We start from the raw sequence: 20,886 nt of genomic DNA on the forward strand, positions 1-20,886 counted from the left end.
CGAACGAAAACGAGCAGAAGCTCCTGGACTACCTCCGGCGGGCCACCGTCGACCTGCGCGACGCGCGGCGACGGGTGGCCGAGCTGGAGTCCCAGGACCAGGAGCCGATCGCGATCATCGGCATGGCCTGCCGGTTCCCCGGCGGGGTCAGCAGCCCCGAACAGCTGTGGGACCTGGTCGCGGCGGGCGGGGACGGCATCACGCCGTTCCCCGTCAACCGCGGCTGGGACCTGGACTCCCTGTACGACCCCGATCCGGACCGCTCCGGCACCGCCTACGTGCGCGAAAGCGGCTTCCTGCACGACGCCGACGAGTTCGACCCGGACTTCTTCGGCATCTCCCCGCGCGAGGCCCTGGCCATGGACCCCCAGCAGCGCCTGCTGCTGGAGACCTCCTGGGAGGCCTTCGAGCGGGCCGGGATCGACCCGAACTCCTTGCGTGGCAGCAAGACCGGTGTCTACGCGGGCCTGATGTACCACGACTACGCGCCGCGCATGCACGAGGTGCCGCCGGGTGTGGAGGGCTACCTGGCCACCGGCAGCTCCGGCAGTGTGGTGTCCGGCCGGGTGTCCTACACCCTTGGCCTGGAAGGGCCTTCGGTCACCATCGACACCGCGTGTTCCTCCTCGCTGGTCGCCTTGCACCTCGCGGTCCGCTCGCTGCGCAAGGGCGAGACCTCCCTCGCGCTGGCCGGTGGCGTCGCGGTGATGGCCACCCCCGCGGCCTTCGTCGAGTTCTCCCGCCAGCGCGGCCTGGCCCCGGACGGCCGCTGCAAGTCCTTCGCCGCGGCCGCCGACGGCACCTCCTGGGCCGAGGGCGCGGGCATGATCCTGCTGGAGAGGCTCTCCGACGCGCAGCGCAACGGCCACCCGGTCCTGGCCGTGGTGCGCGGCACCGCGGTCAACCAGGACGGCGCGAGCAGTGGACTGACCGCCCCCAACGGTCCCTCCCAGCAGCGGGTGATCCGCCAGGCCCTCGCCGACGCCGGGCTCACCGCCGCCGAGGTGGACGCGGTGGAGGCGCACGGCACCGGCACCAAGCTCGGCGATCCCATTGAGGCGCAGGCACTCCTGGCCACCTACGGGCGCGAGCACACCGACGAGCAGCCGCTGTGGCTGGGCTCGCTGAAGTCCAACATCGGGCACACCCAGGCCGCCGCCGGCGCGGGCGGCATCATCAAGATGGTCATGGCCATGCGGCACGGCGTGCTGCCCAAGACCCTGCACGTGGACGAACCCTCGCCGCAGATCGACTGGTCCGCCGGCGCGGTGTCCCTGCTCACCGAGGCCCAGCCCTGGCCGGAGACCGGGCGTCCGCGCCGGTCCGCGGTGTCCAGCTTCGGCGTCTCCGGCACCAACGCGCACGCGGTGATCGAGGCCGCTCCCGAGCCGGAACCCGTTGCGCAGAGCGAACCGCAGGTGCTGCCTTGGCTGCTCTCCGCCCGCACCCCCGAGGCGCTGCGCGAGGCCGCCGTCCGACTCAAGTCCACTGTGGACAATGAGCCCGAGCTGTCCGTGCTGGACACCGCCTACTCACTGGCCACCGGCCGCAGCGCCTTCGAGCACCGCGCCGTGGTCATCGCCGCCGACCGGGACGGCTTCAGCACCGCGCTGGACGCCCTCGCCGCCGACGGCACCGCATCGAACCTGGTGCGCGGCACCGCCCGCGCCAGCGACAAGGTCGCCTTCGTCTTCCCCGGCCAGGGCTCGCAGTGGGCCGGGATGGCCCTGGAACTGCTGGACTCCTCGCCGGTGTTCGCCGCCCGGATGACCGAATGCGCCGAAGCGCTGGCCGAGTTCACCGACTGGGACCTGCTGGAAGTGCTGCGCGGCAACGGTCCCGGCTTCGACCGGGTGGACGTGGTGCAGCCCGCGCTGTGGGCCATGATGGTCTCGCTGTCCGCGGTCTGGGCCTCCTTCGGCGTCAACCCCTCCGCGGTGGTCGGCCACTCCCAGGGTGAGATCGCCGCCGCCGCGGTCTCCGGCGCGCTGTCCCTGCGCGACGCGGCCTGCGTGGTGGCGTTGCGCAGCAAGGCGATCCGCGCGCTGGCGGGCAAGGGCGGCATGATGTCGGTGCCGCTGCCCCGCACCGAGGTCGAGGACCGCATCGCCCGCTGGGACGGCCGGATCTCGGTCGCCGCGGTCAACGGCCCCAGCACCGTCGTGGTCGCCGGTGAGCCCGAGGCCCTTGACGAGCTGTTCGCGGAGTGCGAGGCCGCTGACATCAGGGCTCGCAAGATCCCGGTGGACTACGCCTCGCACTCCGCCTACGTCGAGGAGATCCGCGAGGAGATCCTGCGCGTGCTGGCCCCGATCCAGCCGCGTTCGGCGGAGATCCCGTTCCACTCCACGGTCACCGGCGACCTGATCGACACCGCCGTCGTGGACGCCGAGTACTGGTACACCAACCTCCGCCAGACCGTGCGGTTCGAGGACACCGTGCGCGGCCTGGTCGAGCAGGGCTACCGGTTCTTCATCGAGATGAGCCCGCACCCGGTGCTCACCGTCGGCGTGCAGCACACCGTGGACGCCGCGGGCGGCGAGGCCGTCGTGGTCGGCTCGCTGCGCCGCGAGGAGGGCGGCCTCACCCGCTGCCTCACCTCACTGGCCGAGGCCTACGTGGGCGGCCTGGAGCTGGACTGGCAGGTCGTCTTCGCCAACTCCGGCGCCCGCCGCCGCGAACTGCCCACCTATCCCTTCCAGCGCAGGCGGTTCTGGCTCGAACCGCTGGCCCCGGCCGCAGCCGCCGACCCCGCCGACGCCGGGTTCTGGGACGCGGTGGACCGCGCCGACCTGGACGAGGTGACCGCCACCCTGGCCGTGGACGGCGACACCCCGCTGCACGAAGTGCTGCCCGCGATGTCCACCTGGCGCCGCCAGCGCAAGGAGCTCGCGGCCGTGGACGGCTGGCGCTACCGGGTCACCTGGACCCCGCTCAACACCCCTAACGCCCCTACCCTCAACGGAAACTGGCTGCTCGCGGGCACCGCCCCGGCCGGACTGACCGAGGCGCTCACCGCACACGGCGCACAGGTCACCGAGATCGCCGTCCAGGGCGGCCGCGCGGAGATCGCGGAAACCCTGCGCGCGGCGGGCATCGCCGAGGCCGCCGGACTGATCTCGGTGCTGGCGCTGGACGACACCCCGCATCCCGATCACCCCGAACTGGCCGTCGGCCTGGCCCAGACCCTGCTGCTCACCCAGGCACTCGGTGACACCGGGGCCCCGGCTCCGCTGTGGTGCCTGACCAGGGGCGCGGTCGGCATCGGCGGTTCGGACGTGCTGACCAGCCCGGAACAGGCCCAGGTCTGGGGCTTCGGCCGGGTGGTGGCACTGGAACACCCCGGCCGCTGGGGTGGCCTGGTCGACCTGCCCGAGGTGCTGGACGAGCGGACCGGTGTCCAGCTCGTGGCGGCACTGACCGGGGCCGAAGACCAGGTCGCGGTCCGTCCGGCCGGGCTGTTCGGCCGCCGCCTCACCCCCGCTCCGCTCACCGGCAAGCCCGCCCGCAGCTGGCAGCCCGGCGACACCGCACTGGTCACCGGCGCAGCCGGACCGCTCGGCGCGGAAGCCGCCCGCTGGCTGGCCACCCAGGGCGTCACCACCCTCGTGCTCCCCGGCGCGGCCGCCGCACTGGTCGAGGAACTGGCCGAACTGGGCGTCACCGCGCACACCGACCTGGCCAAGGCCACCGAGGTCAGCACCGTGCTGCACGCGCCGCCGGTGGTCGATCCGTCCGAAGTGGACAGTGTTGGCCTTGCTGACTTCGCCGCCGTGGTCGCGGCCAAGACCGCCGATGTGCTCGCGGTCGAGGCGCTGCTGATCGAACCGGAGCACGTGGTCTTCTTCTCCTCGGTCGCCGCGGTCTGGGGCGGTGGCAACCAGGCCGCCTACGCCGCCGGGTCCGCCTACCTGGACGCGCTCGCCGAGTACCGCCGCGGCAACGGCCTGCCCGCCAACGTGATCGCCTGGAGCCCATGGGACGGCGGCGCCACCGTCGAGGCCATGGGCGAGCAGCTGCGCCGCCGCGGGGTCCGCGCGCTGGCCCCGGCCGCCGCGCTGACCGCGCTGCGCCAGGTGCTCGACCACAACGAGACCGCGGTGACCATGGCGGACATCGACTGGTCCCGCTTCCACCCCGGCTTCACCGCCGCCCGGCCCAGCCCGCTGCTCTCCGCCCTGCCCCAGGTCGCCGAGCTGGAGGTCGAGACCGAGCAGACCGGATCCCCGCTGGCACAGCGGCTCTCCGGCCTGGCCGAGGCCGACCAGGCCCAGGTCGTGCTGGACCTGGTGCGCGCCCAGCTGGCCGCGGTGCTGGAACACCCCTCGCCGGAGTCGGTCGACGTCAACCGCGCCTTCCGTGAGCTGGGCTTCGACTCGCTCACCGCGGTCGACCTGCGCAACCGCCTCAACACCGCCACCGGCCTGAAGCTCCCGGCCACGCTGGTCTTCGACTACCCGACCGCCACTGTGCTCGCCGACTTCCTGCGCGGCGAGATCCTCGGCGTCAGCGCGGCGGCCGAGGCATCCACGGTCGCGGTGCTGGACGACGACCCGATCGCCATCGTCGGCATGGCCTGCCGCTTCCCCGGCGGCGTGGACACCCCGGAAGCCCTGTGGCGCCTGGTCGCCGAGGGCGTGGACGCGATCTCCGGCTTCCCGGACAACCGCGGCTGGGACCTGGACGCGCTCTACGACCCGAACCCGGAGAGCAGCGGCCGCTCCTACACCCGCGAGGGCGGCTTCCTGCACCAGGCCGACGAGTTCGACCCGGCCTTCTTCGGCATCTCCCCGCGCGAGGCCACCGCGATGGACCCGCAGCACCGGTTGCTGCTGGAAACCTCCTGGGAGGCCTTCGAGCGGGCGGGCATCGACCCGGACTCCTTGCGCGGCAAGGCGGTCGGCGTGTTCGCCGGCACCAACGGCCAGCACTACGCGCCGCTGCTGCTGGACGGCCCGGACAACTTCGACGGCTACCTGGCCATCGGCAACGGGGCCAGCATCCTCTCCGGCCGCATCTCCTACACCCTCGGCCTCGAAGGCCCCGCGCTCACCGTGGACACCGCGTGCTCGGCCTCCCTGGTCGCCCTGCACCTGGGCGCGCAGGCGCTGCGCAACGGCGAGTGCTCCCTCGCGCTGGCCGGCGGTGTCACGATCATGTCGACGCCGGACATGTTCTTCGAGTTCAGCAGGCAGCGCGGACTGGCCCGGGACGGCCGGTCCAAGGCCTTCGCCGCCGCGGCGGACGGCTTCGCCCTCGCCGAGGGCGCGGGCATGCTGGTGCTCGAACGACTCTCCGACGCCCGCCGCAACGGACACCCGGTGCTGGCCCTGGTTCGCGGCAGCGCGGTGAACCAGGACGGCGCCTCCAACGGCCTGACCGCGCCGAACGGACCGGCCCAGCAGCGGGTCATCCGGCAGGCGCTGGCCAGCGCCGGGCTGTCCGCCCACCAGGTCGAGGCGGTGGAGGCGCACGGCACCGGCACCACCCTCGGCGACCCGATCGAGGCCCAGGCCCTGCTGGCCACCTACGGCCAGGACCGGGAAACCCCGCTGTGGCTGGGTTCCCTGAAGTCCAACATCGGGCACACCCAGGCGGCCGCCGGTATCGCGGGCGTGATGAAGATGGTGCTGGCCATGCGGCACGGCGTGCTGCCCAAGACGCTGCACGTGGACGCGCCCTCGCCGCAGATCGACTGGTCGGCCGGCGCGGTCTCGCTGCTCACCGAGGCCCAGCAGTGGCCGAGCACCGGCGAACCGCGCCGGGCCGGGATCTCCAGCTTCGGCATGAGCGGCACCAACGCGCACGCCATCCTGGAGGAAGCCCCCGCCGACGAGCCGGTTTCACCGTCCACTGTGGACGGTCCGCAGCCGTGGCTGCTGGCCGCCCGCTCGCCGGAAGCCCTGCGCGGACAGGCCGAGCGGCTGCTCGACTTCCTGGACAACCACCCCGACTCGGCACCGGTCGACGTGGCCCGGTCACTGGCCGAACAGCGCGGGCGCTTCGAGCACCGCGCCGTGCTGGTGGCCACCGAGCGCGCCGACTTCCGCGCCGGGCTCGCCGCCCTGGCCCAGGACGAGCCCTCCGGCGCCCTGGTCCAGGGCCTGGCGGGCGCGCCGGGCAAGGTCGCGTTCGTCTTCCCCGGTCAGGGTTCGCAGTGGCTGGGCATGGCCCTGGCGCTGGCCGAGGCCGAGCCGGTGTTCGCCGAGCGGCTGGCCGACTGCGCCGGTGCGCTGGCCGAGTTCACCGACTGGGACCTCTTCGAGGTGCTGCGCGGCAACGGCCCCGGCTTCGACCGGGTGGACGTGGTGCAGCCCGCGCTGTGGGCGGTGATGGTGTCGCTGGCCGCGCTGTGGCGGTCCTATGGCGTCGAGCCTGCCGGAGTGGTCGGCCACTCACAGGGCGAGATCGCTGCGGCTGCCGTCTCTGGCGCACTGTCGCTGCGGGATGCGGCCAAGGTGGTCGCCCTGCGCAGCAAGGCGATCCGGGCGTTGGCGGGCAAGGGCGGCATGATGTCCGTGCCGCTGCCGCTGGCCGAGGTCGAGGAGCGACTGACCCGCTGGGACGGCCGCATCTCGGTGGCCGCCATCAACGGCCCCACTGCGATCGTGGTCGCCGGTGACCCGGAAGCCCTGGACGAGCTGTTCGCCGAGTGCGAGGCCGCGGAGATCCGGGTGCGCAAGATCCCGGTGGACTACGCCTCGCACTCCGCGCACGTCGAGCAGATCCGCGAGGAACTGCTGACCGTCCTCAGTGGACTGTCGCCGCAGAGCTCGGTGATCCCGTTCCACTCCACGGTGACCGGTGAGCTGATCGACACCACCGCGCTGGACGCGGAGTACTGGTACACCAACCTGCGCCAGACCGTCCGGTTCGAGGAGGTCGTGCGTGGCCTCGCCGACCAGGGCTTCACCGCCTTCGTCGAGGCCAGCCCGCACCCGGTGCTGACCTTCGGGCTCAACGAGATCCTCGGCGACCGGGGCGTGGCCACCGGTTCGCTGCGCCGCGAGGACGGCGGCCAGGACCGGTTCCTGCTGTCCCTGGCCGAGCTCCAGGTCCGCGGCCACCGGGTCGACCTCACGCCGAGGACCCGCGGCGGCCGTCTGCTCACCCTGCCCACCTATGCCTTCCAGCGGCAGCGGTACTGGCCGCGCCCCGGTTCCGGCCGGGCGGGCGACGCCAGCGCCATCGGCCTGCACACCGCCGAGCACCCGCTGCTCGGCGCGGCCGTCGCGCTCGCCGACAGCGACGGCTACCTGTTCACCGGCAGGCTCTCCTTGCAGACCCACCCGTGGCTGGCCGACCACGCCGTCTCCGGCACGATCCTGTTGCCGGGCACCGCGTTCGTCGAGCTGGCCTGCCATGCCGGGGACGCGGTCGGCTGCCACCGCCTGGACGAGCTGACCCTGGAAGCCCCGCTGCTGCTGCCCGCCAGCGGCGGCGTGGCCGTGCAGCTGGTGCTCAGCGGTCCGGACGCCAACGGCGGCCGCACGCTCACCCTGCACTCCCGCCCGGAGTCCGCCGACCCGGACCAGCCGTGGACCCGGCACGCCAGCGGCCTGCTCTCCAGCACGGCGGGCAGGACCGAGGAGCTGACCGCCTGGCCGCCCGCCGGTGCCACCCCGGTTCCGGTGGAGGACATCTACGGCCGGTTCGCCGACCGGGGCTACGAGTACGGCCCCGCCTTCCAGGGCCTGCGCGCGGCCTGGCGCACCGCCGAGGAGGTCTACGCCGAGGTCGAGCTGCCGCAGGCCGAGGACGCGGGCCGCTACGGCCTGCACCCGGCGCTGCTGGACGCGGCCGTGCAGGCGATCGGCCTCGGCGACTTCTTCGCCGACCCGGAGACCCCGCGCCTGCCCTTCGCCTGGAACGGTTTCACCCTGCACGCCGAGGGCGCCACCGCACTCCGGGTCCGGCTGCGCGCCGCCGGGGAGGACGCGATCGCGATCACCGTGGCCGACCCCACCGGCGCTCCGGTCGCGGCCGTGGAGTCCTTGCAGCTGCGGCAGGTCAGCGCCGACGCGCTGGCGGCCAGGGACAGCAACCTGGACAAGCTGTTCCGCCTCGACTGGACCGTCCTCAGTGGACTCACCGCGCCCTCCTCGCCGACCCCGGTCGCGGTGCTGGGCAGGGACGACCTCAAGGTGGGCGCCGCGCTGGCCAGCAGCGGCAGCGCGGTCACCAGCCACGCCGACCTGGCCGGACTGGCGGCGAACCCGCCCGAGCTGACCCTGGTCGCCTTCCCCTCGGTCACCGGGCCGCGCACCGAGATCACGCACGCGGCCACCCGCCGCGCGCTGGAGCTGGTGCAGGGCTGGCTGGCCCAGGACCACGAGGGCCGGCTGGTCGTGGTGACCAGGGGCGCGGTGGCCACCCGGCACGGCGAGGACGTCACCGACCTCGCGGGCGCCGCGGTGTGGGGACTGCTCCGTTCGGCCCAGTCGGAGAACCCGGACCGGTTCCAGCTGCTCGACCTGGACGAGGCCGACGACTCCTACGCCGCCCTGCCCGCCGCCCTGCACTCCGGCGAACCCCAGCTCGCCCTGCGCGCCGGGCAGGTGCACGCCTTCCGGCTCGCACGAGCAGCCAGCACCGAGGCACTGGTCGCACCGTCCGATGTGGACGCCTGGCGGCTGGACGTGGCCGGTGAGGGCACGCTGGAGAACCTGGCCCTGCTGCCCTGCCCCGAGGTCCTGGAAACCCTCGCCGAGGGCCAGGTCCGGATCGCGATCCGCGCCGCGGGCCTGAACTTCCGCGATGTGCTGATCGGCCTGGGCATGTACCCGGACAAGGCGCTGATGGGCACCGAGGGCGCCGGTGTGATCACCGAGGTCGGACCGGGCGTCACCGGCTTCCGGCCCGGCGACCGGGTGATGGGCCTGCTGGCCGGGGCTTTTGGCCCCTACGTGGTCGCCGACCAGCGCCTGGTCACCCGGATCCCGGCGGGCTGGAGCTTCGAGACCGCCGCCTCGGTGCCGGTGGTGTTCCTCACCGCCTACTACGCCCTGCACGACCTGGCCGGGCTGGGCGCGGGGGAGAAGGTGCTGGTGCACGCCGCCGCCGGTGGCGTCGGCATGGCCGCGGTGCAGCTGGCCAAGCACTGGGGCGCCGAGGTGTTCGGCACCGCCAGCACCGGCAAGTGGGACACCCTGCGCGCCCTCGGCCTGGCCGAGGACCACATCGCCAACTCCCGCACCCTGGACTTCGAGCGCGAGTTCGGCGCGGTCACCGGCGGTAGGGGGGTCGACGTGGTGCTGGACTCGCTGGCCCGCGAGTTCGTGGACGCCTCGCTGCGGCTGCTGCCCGGCGGCGGCCGGTTCGTGGAGATGGGCAAGACCGACATCCGGGACGCCGACCTGGTCGCGGCCGAGCACCCCGGGGTGGCCTACCGCGCCTTCGACCTCACCGACGCGGGGGAGGACCGGATCGCGGAGATCTTCGCCGCGCTGCTGCCCCTGTTCGAGCAGGGGGTGCTGCGGCCGCTGCCGGTGCGCACCTGGGACCTGCGCCGGGCCAAGGACGCCTACCGGTTCCTCAGCCAGGCCAAGCACGTCGGCAAGCTGGTGCTCACCATCCCGCGCGGCCTGCGCACCGACGGCACCGTGCTGATCACCGGCGGTACCGGCACCCTGGGCGCGCTGCTGGCCAGGCACCTGGTCACCCGGCACGGGGTGCGGCACCTGCTGCTCACCAGCCGTCGCGGCCTGAACACACCCGGTGCCACCGAGCTGGCCGCGGACCTGGCGGAGCTGGGTGCGAGCGTGCGCATCGAAAACTGTGATGCCGCGGACCGGAACGCGTTGAGCGCCTTGCTCTCCAGCGTCCCGGCCGAGCACCCGCTCACCGGTGTGATCCACGCCGCAGGGGTGCTCGACGACGGCGTGCTCTCCGCGCTCACCCCGGAGCGGCTGGCGAAGGTGCTGCGGCCCAAGGTGGACGCCGCGGTCAACCTGCACGAGCTCACCGGTGAGCTGGACGCCTTCGTGCTGTTCTCCTCCGCCTCGGCCACCTTCGGCGGCGCGGGCCAGGCCAACTACGCCGCGGCCAACGCCTTCCTGGACGGCCTGGCCGCGCACCGGCGCGCGCAAGGGGTACCCGGACAGGCACTGGCCTGGGGTTTGTGGGCGCAGGCCAGCGGCATGACCGGCCACCTGGACGAGGCCGAACTGGGGCGGATGGCCCGTTCGGGCATGACCCCCCTGTCTTCAGAACAGGGGTTGGCGCTGCTCGACGCCGGACTTAGCTTTGACGAGGCGGTGCTGGTGCCGATGGGCCTGGACACCGCGGTCCTGCGACAGGCGGGATCCGTGCCTTCCTCGCTCACGGGGCTGGTGCGGAACCCGGCGCGCAGGACCGCGGAGGCCGGATCGGCAGGCGCCGGAGTGTCTGCCCTGGTGCAGCGGCTGACCGGACTCCCCGCGGCGGAGCGGGACCGGGCGCTGCTGGACCTGGTGCGGGGCAACGTCGCCACCGTACTCGGACACGCCGGACCGGACGCGGTGAGCGCGGACCGAGCGTTCAAGGAGCTCGGGTTCGACTCGCTCACCGCGGTCGAGCTGCGGAACCGGTTGAACGCGGCCACAGGGCTGCGCCTGCCGGCCACGCTGGTCTTCGACTACCCGACCCCGCTCGCGCTCGCGGAGCTGCTGCGAGCCGAACTCCTGCCCGACGAGCCGGCCGCGGCACCGCTGCTGGCCGAGCTCGACCGGCTGGAGGCGGGGCTGGCCGGGGTGGCGCCCGCGGAGATCTCCGCGATCGCCCAGCGGCTGACGGCGTTGGCGGCCATGTGGAGCGCGGCGGCCGAGCCGGGTGACGACGATGTGGACGTTATCGAGTCCGCGTCCGACGACGACCTGTTCGACTTCATTGACAAGGAGTTCGGACAGTCCGTTTAGGACGGAGACTCGCGGAGGGTCTGACGAACTGGGGATGCTGGATGTCGAACGAAGAGAAGCTCCGCGAGTACCTCAAGCGGGTCACCACCGACCTGCACCGGACCACCAAGCGGCTGCGTGAGGTCGAGGAGGCCGGGCACGAGCCCGTGGCCATCATCGGCATGAGCTGCCGCCTGCCTGGCGGGGTCGACAGTCCGGAATCCCTGTGGAACCTCGTTTCCGGCGGCGGTGACGCGGTCGGCGGCTTTCCAGCCGACCGCGGCTGGGATGTCGGGGGCCGGTACGACCCGGACCCCGACAACCCCGGCACCTACTACGCCCGCGAGGCCGGGTTCGTCTACGACGCGGGCAAGTTCGACGCCGGGTTCTTCGGCATCTCGCCACGCGAGGCGCTGGCCATGGACCCGCAGCAGCGGCTGATCCTGGAAGCCTCCTGGGAGGCCTTCGAGCGGGCCGGGATCGACCCGGTCTCCTTGCGCGGCAGCCGGACCGGGGTGTTCAGCGGAGCGTGGTTCTCCGGTTACACCCCGGGACTGGACCAGTCCCCGCAGCACCTGGAGGGCCACCTGCTCTCCGGCGCGGCCACCAGCTTCGTCTCCGGCCGGGTCGCCTACACCCTCGGCCTCGAGGGTCCCGCGCTCACCGTGGACACGGCGTGTTCCTCCTCACTGGTCGCCCTGCACCTGGCGGTGAAGGCGCTGCGCAACAACGAGTGCGGGCTCGCGCTCACCGGCGGCGTCACCGTGATGTCCAGCCTCAACTCCCTGGTCGAGTTCTCCCGCCAGGGCGGCCTGGCCGCCGACGGCCGCTGCAAGCCCTTCTCCGCCGCGGCCGACGGGTTCGGCTTCGCCGAGGGCGTGGGCATGCTGGTGCTGGAGAAGCTCTCCGACGCCCAGCGCAACGGCCACCAGATCCTCGCGGTGATCCGCGGCACCGCGATCAACCAGGACGGCGCTTCGAACGGGCTCACCGCGCCCAACGGCCCGTCCCAGCGCCGGGTCATCGCCGACGCGCTCAGTGACGCCCGCCTCACCCCGGCCCAGGTGGACGTGGTGGAGGCGCACGGCACCGGCACCTCCCTGGGTGACCCGATCGAGGCCCAGGCCCTGCTGGCCACCTACGGCCAGGACCGGGAACGCCCGCTGTGGCTGGGTTCGGTCAAGTCGAACATCGGGCACACCCAGGCCGCCGCCGGCGTCGCCGGTGTGATCAAGATGGTCATGGCCATGCGGCACGGCGTGCTGCCCAAGACCCTGCACGTGGACGAGCCCTCGCCGCACGTGGACTGGTCCGCGGGTGCGGTGTCGCTGCTCACCGAACAGCTGGCCTGGCCGGAGACCGGGCAGCCGCGCCGGGCCGGCATCTCCAGCTTCGGCATGAGCGGCACCAACGCGCACACCATCCTGGAACAGGCCCCCGCCGCCGACATCGCTGAGCCCGAGCGGGTTCCGGTCGCGGTGTCGCCGATCCTGCTCTCCGCCCGGGGTGCCGAAGCGCTGCGCGGCCAGGCCGAACGACTGCTGTCCTTTGTGGACAAGAATCCTGAACTTCCGCTGACCGACCTCGGTTTCTCGCTGGCCACCACCCGCACCCGGTTCGAGCACCGCGCGCTGCTGGCCGCCACCGACCGGGACGCGCTGCGCGCAGGGCTGGGCGCACTCGCCGCGAACCGGCCCGACCCCGCGCTGGTGCAGGGTGTCTCCGGGGTGGACGGCCGAGTGGTCTTCGTCTTCCCCGGCCAGGGTTCGCAGTGGCGCGGCATGGCCGTTGAGCTGCTGGAGACCTCGCCGGTCTTCGCCGCGCGCCTCACCGAATGCGCCGAAGCCCTCGCCGAGTTCACCGACTGGGACCTCCTGGAGGTTCTGCGCAGCGGTGAGTTCGAGCAGGTCGACGTGGTGCAGCCCGCGCTGTGGGCGGTGATGGTGTCGCTGGCGGCGCTGTGGCGGTCCTATGGCGTTGAGCCGGCCGGAGTGGTCGGCCACTCACAGGGTGAGATCGCTGCCGCCGCGGTGTCGGGTGCGCTGTCCCTCCGTGACGCGGCCAAGGTGGTTGCCCTGCGCAGCAAGGCGATCCGGGCGCTGGCCGGCAAGGGCGGCATGATGTCGGTCTCGCTCTCCGGCGAGGAGGCCGCCGCGCGGCTGGCCCGCTGGGACGGCCGGATCTCGGTCGCCGCGCACAACGGCCCCGCCTCGGTGGTCGTCGCCGGTGACCCGGACGCCCTGGACGAGCTGTTCGCCGAGTGCGAGGCCGCGGAAGTCCGGGTGCGCAAGATCCCGGTGGACTACGCCTCGCACTCCGCGCACGTGGAGAGCATCCGCACCGAGCTGCTGACCGTCCTCAGTGGACTGGAGCCGAAGACCTCGGCGATCCCGTTCTACTCCACCGTCACCGCCGGACTGATCGACACCGCGCGGCTGGACGCCGAGTACTGGTACACCAACCTGCGCCAGACCGTCCGCTTCGCCGAGACCACCCGGCTGCTGGCCGAGGACGGCTTCCGCTTCTTCATCGAGGCCAGCCCGCACCCGGTGCTCACCTTCGGCGTGCAGGAGACCCTGGAGGAGGTGGAGGCGGTCGCGGTCGGCTCGCTGCGCCGCGAGGACGGCGGCCTGGACCGCTTCCTGCTCTCCCTCGGCGAGGCCGAGACCCGCGGCCTGCCCGTCGACCTGCACCCGGCCTTCCCCGGCGCGCGGCGGATCGACCTGCCCACCTACGCCTTCCAGGGCCGCTGGTACTGGCTCGAACCCGAGCAGACCGCCACCGCCGCCGACCCGGCCGACGCCGAGTTCTGGTCCGCCGTGGAGAACGAGGACCTGGACCTCCTCGCCAGCACCCTGGGCACCGGCGTCGAACCGCTCAGTGGCGTGCTGCCCGCACTGTCCGCCTGGCGCAAGGGCCGCCGTGAGCAGTCCGCTGTGGACGGCTGGCGGTACCGGGTCACCTGGCGTCAGCTCACCGAACCCGCCGCCGCTGAGCTGTCCGGCACCTGGCTGCTCGTCGCGCCCGCCGCCGACCACCCCCTGACCACCGCGGTTTCGGCCGCACTGCGCGCTCGTGGCGCCGACGTCGCCGAGCTGGTGCTCGACCGCGTTGACCGCGCCGGGCTCGCCCAGCAGCTCGCCACCTCTTCCGTGGCGCCCAGCGGAGTGCTGTCCCTGCTGGGCCTGGACACCTCGGCCCACCCCGAGGTGTCCAGGGGGCTGCGCCTGACCGTCGCCCTCACCCAGGCCCTCGGCGACGCCGGGATCGACGCTCCACTGTGGACGGTCACCAGTGGCGCGGTCGGCACCGGACCGGCCGACCCGGTGCGCGAGCCGGTGGCCGCCCAGATCTGGGGCTTCGGCCGGGTCGCCGCACTCGAGCACGCCCGCCGCTGGGGCGGCCTGGTCGACCTGCCCGGCAACCCCGGCGAAACCGACCTCAACCGCCTGGTCGCGCTGCTGGCAGGTGCGGGGGAGGAGGACCAGCTCGCGGTGCGGGCCAACGGGATCCTCACCCGCCGCCTGGTGCACGCCCCGCGCGGTGCCACCAAGCGGGACTGGCGGCCCACTGGCACCGTGCTGGTCACCGGCGGCACCGGCGCGATCGGCGCGCAGGTGGCCCGCTGGCTGGCCCGCAACGGGGCCGACCACCTGGTGCTCACCAGCCGCCGCGGCCTGGCCGCACCCGGCGCGAGCGAGCTCGCCGCCGAGCTCGGCGAACTGGGTGCCAAGGCCACCGTCGAGGGCTGCGACATCAGCGACCGGGAGGCCGTGCGCGACCTGCTGGCCCGGCACCCGGTCACCGCGATCATGCACGTGGCCGGGGTGCCGCAGGCCACCGCGCTCGACGAGGTGACCCAGGAGGAGCTGGCCGAGGTCACCGCGGTCAAGATCGCGGGCGCGGCGCACCTGGCCGAGTTCGCCGGTGACCTGGACGCCTTCGTGCTGTTCTCCTCCAACTCCGGCGTGTGGGGCAGCGCGGGCCACACCGGCTACGCCGCCGGCAACGCCTACCTGGACGCGCTCGCCCAGCACCGCCGCGCCACCGGGCAGCCCGCACTCGCGGTCGCCTGGGGCGCCTGGGCCGAGGGCGGCATGGCCGAGGGCGACGCGGGGGAGCAGCTGCGCCGCCGCGGCATCCTGGAGATGCGCCCCGACCTGGCCATCGCCGCGCTGCAGCGGGCCATGGACGAGGACGAGACCGCGATCGCCATCGCGGACATGGACTGGACCAAGTTCACCCCGGCCTTCACCTCGGTCCGCCCCAGCCCGCTGCTGGGCGAGCTGCCCGAGGTCCGCGAACTGCTCGCCGAGCCGGAGCCGGAGGCTGATTCCGGGCTGGCGCAACGGCTTGCCGCCGCCTCCCCGCTGGAGCAGCGGCGCGCGCTGGTCGACCTGGTGCGCACCCAGGTCGCCGGGGTGCTCGGCCACGACTCCACCGACGCGGTGGACGCCGGACGGGCCTTCCGCGAGCTGGGCTTCGACTCGCTCACCGCGGTCGAGCTGCGCAACCGGATCACCGCGGCCACCGGCCTGAAGCTCCCGGCCACCATGGCCTTCGACCACCCCACGCCGAGCGCGCTGGCCGAGTTCCTGCGCGGCCAGCTGTTCCCGGCCACCGACGGCGTTGACGAGTCCGAACAGCGGATCAGGGCCGCTCTGGCCACCCTGCCGCTGGCCCGCCTCCGGGAGGCCGGGCTGCTCGACGCGCTGCTGCGCATGGCCGAGGGCGGCACTGACCCAGTTGAGTCCACTGTGGACGACGGCGAAGACCTCGACGAGATGGACGCCGACGACCTGGTGCGCCTGGCCCTCCAGGGCTCTGACTCCTGACCTGACCGAGCTTGTGGAGACCAAGATGGCTACCCCGACCGACAAGGTCGTCGAGGCCCTGCGCGCCTCGCTCAAGGAGAACGAACGCCTGCGTCAGCGCGAGGCGACCACCCGCGAACCCCTGGCCATCGTCGGCATGAGCTGCCGCCTGCCCGGTGGTGCCGACAGTCCAGAAGCCCTGTGGCGGCTGCTCACCGGCGGTGTGGACGCCGTCGGCGGGCTGCCGGAGAACCGCGGCTGGGACCCGGCCTCGATCTACGACGCGGACAGCACCGGCCCGCAGGCCACCGAGGCCGGATTCCTCTACGACGCCACCGAGTTCGACGCCGGCTTCTTCGGCATCTCGCCGCGCGAGGCCGCCGCGATGGACCCGCAGCAGCGCCTGCTGCTGGAGGCGTCCTGGACCGCGGTCGAGCACGCCGGGATCGACCCGAACTCCCTGCGCGGCAAGGCGGTCGGCGTGTTCGCCGGGGTGTCCGGCCAGGGCTACGGCGTTGGCCTGCAGCAGGCGGGCACCGGCTCCGAGGGCTACTTCCTCACCGGCGGCGCCACCGCGGTCGCCTCGGGCCGGATCGCCTACACCCTGGGCCTGTCCGGCCCCGCGGTCACCATCGACACGGCCTGCTCCTCCTCGCTGGTCGCCCTGCACCTGGCCGCGCAGTCGCTGCGCACCGGCGAGTGCGAGCTGGCCCTGGTCGGCGGCGTCGCGGTGATGGCCACCCCCGGCGCGTTCACCGAGTTCTCCCGGCAGAGCGGCCTGGCCCCCGACGGCCGCTGCAAGTCCTTCGCCGCCGCCGCGGACGGCGTCGGCTGGGGCGAGGGCGTCGGCGTGCTGCTGGTGGAACGCCTCTCCGAGGCCCAGCGCCGCGGCCACCGCATCCTGGCCGTGGTCAGGGGCAGCGCGATCAACCAGGACGGCGCTTCCAACGGCCTCACCGCCCCCAGCGGCCCCGCCCAGCAGCGGGTCATCCAGGCCGCCCTGGCCAACGCACGACTGTCCACTTCGGACGTTCATGTGGTGGAGGCGCACGGCACCGGCACCACCCTCGGCGACCCGATCGAGGCCCAGGCCCTGCTGGCCACCTACGGCCAGGGCCGGGAAACCCCGCTGTGGCTGGGCTCGCTGAAGTCCAACATCGGCCACACCCAGGCCGCCTCGGGCATCGCCGGGGTGATCAAGATGGTGCTGGCGCTCAACCACGGCGTGCTGCCGCGCACCCTGCACGTGGACGAGCCCTCGCCGCACGTGGACTGGTCCGCCGGATCGGTCGCGCTGCTCACCGAGGAGCAGCCGTGGCGGGAGAGCGTGCGCCGGGCCGCGGTGTCCAGCTTCGGCGTCAGCGGCACCAACGCCCACGTCATCCTGGAACAGGCCCCCGCCACCGAGCCCGCCGAACCCAGTCCGGCCCCGCTGATCGCGCCGGTCCTGCTGTCCGCCAAGGGCATCGACGCACTGCGGGCCCAGGCCGCCAACCTGCGCCAGGTCGACGCGCCACTGGCCGACCTGGCCTACTCCACCCTGACCTGCCGGGCCAAGCTCAGCGACCGCGCGGTTGTCCTGGCCGACAGCAAGGAAACCCTGACCGCGGCGCTCACCGCCCTCGCCAACGGCGAGCAGGCGCCCGGCCTGGTCCAGGGCACCGTGACCGAGGGGCGCACCGCGTTCCTCTTCTCCGGCCAGGGCTCCCAGCGCCTGGGCATGGGCGCGGAACTGGCCGCCCGCTTCCCGGTCTTCGCCGAAGCCTTCGACGCGGCTTGCGCCGAGCTGGACCGGCACCTGCCCCGCCCGCTGCGCGAGGTCCTGGACACCGAGGAGCTGCACCAGACCGGCTACACCCAGCCCGCCCTGTTCGCCATCGAGGTCGCGCTCCACCGCCTGGTCGAGTCCCTCGGCCTCACCCCCGACGTGGTAGCCGGGCACTCCATCGGCGAGCTGGCCGCCGCGCACGTGGCCGGGGTGTTCTCCCTGGCCGACGCGGCCAAGCTGGTCGCCGCCCGCGGCCGCCTGATGCAGGCCCTGCCCGCCGGTGGCGCGATGGTCGCGGTGCAGGCCAGCGAGGACGAGGTCGAGCTGACCGACGGGGTCGCCATCGCCGCGGTCAACGGCCCGGACTCGGTGGTGCTCTCCGGCGAGGAGACCGCGGTGGTCGCCCTGGCCGAGCGGTTCGCCGCCCAGGGCCGCAAGACCCGGCGGCTCACCGTGAGCCACGCCTTCCACTCGCCGCTGATGGACGGCATGCTCGCCGACTTCCGCGCGGTCGCGGAGACGATCTCCTACGCCGTGCCGAACATTCCGCTGGTCTCCACCCTCACCGGCCAGCCGGTCTCCGCCGAGCTGACCAGCCCGGACTACTGGGTTCGGCACGTGCGCGAGGCGGTCAGGTTCGCCGACGCGCTGCGCTGCCTGGCCGAGGACGAGGTGCGCACCTTCCTGGAGATCGGCCCCGGCGGCGTGCTCTCCGCGCTGGGCCAGGAAACCCTGGACGCCGCCTTCCTGCCGCTGCTGCGCAAGGACCGCCCCGAGCCCGAGGCCCTGCTCACCGGCCTGGCCGAGGCCCTGGTCCGCGGTGTCAACGTTGATCTGTCCACTGTGGCCGGTGGTTGCCGCGTCGACCTGCCCGGCTACCCCTTCCAGCGCCAGCACTACTGGCTGGACGGTGCCGCGCTCGCCGACGCCGCCGGACTCGGCCTGACCGCCGCCGAGCACCCGCTGCTCGGCGCGGCCCTGCCACTGCCCGGCAGCGACGGGTTCGTCTTCACCGGCAGCCTGTCCCTGCGCACCCACCCGTGGCTGGCCGAGCACACCGTGCTGGACACCGTGCTGCTGCCCGGCACCGCCTTCGTGGACCTGGCCCTGCACGCCGGCCGCCAGGTCGGCGCGGACACCGTGGCCGAGCTGACCATCGAGGCCCCGCTGGTGCTGCCCGCCGACGGCGCGGTCCAGCTCCAGCTCGCGGTCACCGCCACCGACGAGACCGGCCGCCGCACCCTGACCCTGCACTCCCGCGCCGGCGAGACCTGGCTCCGGCACGCCAGCGGCATCCTCACCACCGACACCGCACCGGCCGCGGTCGAGAACGCCTGGCCGCCAGCCGACGCGGTGCCGCTCGACGTGTCCGACCTCTACGACCGGGTCGCCGAATGGGGCTACGACTACGGCCCCACCTTCCAGGGCCTCAAGGCCGCCTGGCAGCACGGCGACGACGTGCTCGCCGAGGTCAGCCTGCCCGACAACGACGGCGCGCGCTTCGGCGTGCACCCGGCCCTGCTGGACGCCGCCCTGCACGCGGTCGGCCTGGGCACCCTGATCGAGGACACCGGCCAGGCCCGGCTGCCCTTCCTGTGGAACGACGTCAGCCTGCACCAGCCCGGGGCCTCCGTCGTCCGGGTCCGGCTCACCCCGGTCGCCGCCGACGCCGTCTCGCTCACCCTGTCCGACCCCACCGGCGCACCGGTCGCCTCGATCGGCTCCCTGGTGCTGCGCCCGGTCTCCGCCGAGGCGCTGCGCACCGCCAGGGACAGCCAGGACTCGCTGTTCCGCGTCGACTGGACCGAGCTGTCCACAGTGGACACTGAGCTGACCGACGCGCTGGTGGTGCACAGCACCGAGCCCGAGGTGCGCGCGGCCACCGCGCACATCCTCAAGGCGGCCCAGGACTTCCTGGCCGATCCGGAGCTGGCGCTGTCCCGGCTGGTGGTGGTGACCGCCAACGCGGACACCGACCTGGCCGCCGCCGCGGTGCACGGCCTCATCCGCGCCGCCCAGGCCGAGGAGCCCGGCCGGTTCGTGCTGGTCGACACCGACAACCCGGAGCTGGTCGCCGCGGCCGTGGCCACCGGCGAGCCCGAGTTGCGGGTCCGCGAGGGCAAGGTGTTCGCGCCACGACTGGCCCGCGCCACCGGTGCCGCGGCCCAGCTGACCGGACCGGTCCTGGTGACCGGAGCCACCGGCAGCCTGGGCGCGCTGTTCGCCCGCCACCTGGTCACCGGCCACGGCATCCGCGACCTGGTGCTCACCAGCCGCCGCGGCCTGTCCGCCCCTGGTGCGACCGAGCTCCGCGACGAGCTGATCTCCTTGGGCGCCAACGTCACCGTCGCGGCCTGCGACGCCGCCGACCGGGACGCCCTGGCCGCCGTGCTCGCCGAGCACCCGGTCAACGCGGTGGTGCACACCGCGGGCGTGCTCGATGACAGCATGCTCACCGCGCTCACCCCCGAGCGCCTGGACACCGTGCTGCGCCCCAAGCTCGACGCCGCCCGCAACCTGGCCGAGCTGACCGGGCCGGAGACCACCCTGGTGCTGTTCTCCTCGGCCGCGGCCACCTTCGGCAACGCGGGCCAGGGCAACTACGCCGCCGCCAACGCGGTGCTGGACTCCTTCGCCCGAGCCCGCGCCGCCCAGGGCAAGCCCACCGTGTCGCTGGCCTGGGGCCTGTGGGCACAGGGCATGGCCGACGGCGTGGACTCCACCCGGCTCACCCGTGGTGGCGTCGACGCACTGTCCACAACGGACGGACTGGCGCTGTTCGACGCCGCGCTCGGCTCCGGTGAACCGGTGCTGGTGCCGATGCGCCTGTCCACCAAGGCCAGCCGCGACGAGGTGCCGCCGCTGCTGCGCGGACTCATCAAGGCCAAGCCGCGCAAGGCCGCCGACACCGGCGACCTCCGTCAGCGGCTGGCCGGACTCGACCCCGACGACCGGGCCGCCGTGCTGATCGACCTGGTGCGCGCCAAGGCCGCCGCCGTGCTCGGCCACGGCTCCGCCGGTGCGGTCCAGGAGAGCAGGGCCTTCCAGGACCTGGGCTTCGACTCGCTCACCGCGGTCGAACTGCGCAACCAGCTCACCGCGGCCACCGGCCTGCGCCTGCCGGCCACCCTGGTCTTCGACTACCCCACCCCGGCCGCACTCGCCGGCTACCTCCTGGAGGAGCTGCCGGTCGAACAGGCCACGTCACCGGTGCTCGCCGAGCTGGACCGGCTGGCTGCCAGCCTGACCGCGCTCACCGGGGACACCCGCGCCGAAGCCGTCGCGAAGCTCAGGGCACTTCTGTCCACAGTGGACGAAGCACCCGACCAGACCCCCACCGCCAAGCTCGACCTGGCCACCGACGACGAGCTGTTCGCCCTCGTCGACTCCGAGCTCGGCGTCCACTGACCACCTGACCACGACACGAACC

At 73.6% G+C, this 20,886-nt stretch carries 2 protein-coding genes and 1 pseudogene; all 3 read left to right on the forward strand.

Annotation, left to right across the window (positions count from 1 at the left end):
• Positions 1-8: 8 nt before the first annotated feature.
• A pseudogene (locus tag N8J89_RS11340) lies at positions 9-10,895 on the forward strand (type I polyketide synthase); the annotation flags it as partial.
• Between the two features lie 41 nt (positions 10,896-10,936).
• Entirely contained in the window at positions 10,937-15,709 is a 4,773-nt protein-coding gene (locus N8J89_RS11345; protein WP_283664295.1) for a type I polyketide synthase, read from the forward strand.
• 13 nt (positions 15,710-15,722) lie between these two features.
• Positions 15,723-20,864, forward strand: coding sequence for a type I polyketide synthase (locus tag N8J89_RS11350; RefSeq protein WP_502868439.1), 5,142 nt, complete (start codon positions 15,723-15,725; stop codon positions 20,862-20,864).
• Positions 20,865-20,886: the final 22 nt, after the last annotated feature.

Source organism: Crossiella sp. CA-258035 (genome assembly GCF_030064675.1).
In the GTDB taxonomy this organism is placed as follows: domain Bacteria; phylum Actinomycetota; class Actinomycetes; order Mycobacteriales; family Pseudonocardiaceae; genus Crossiella.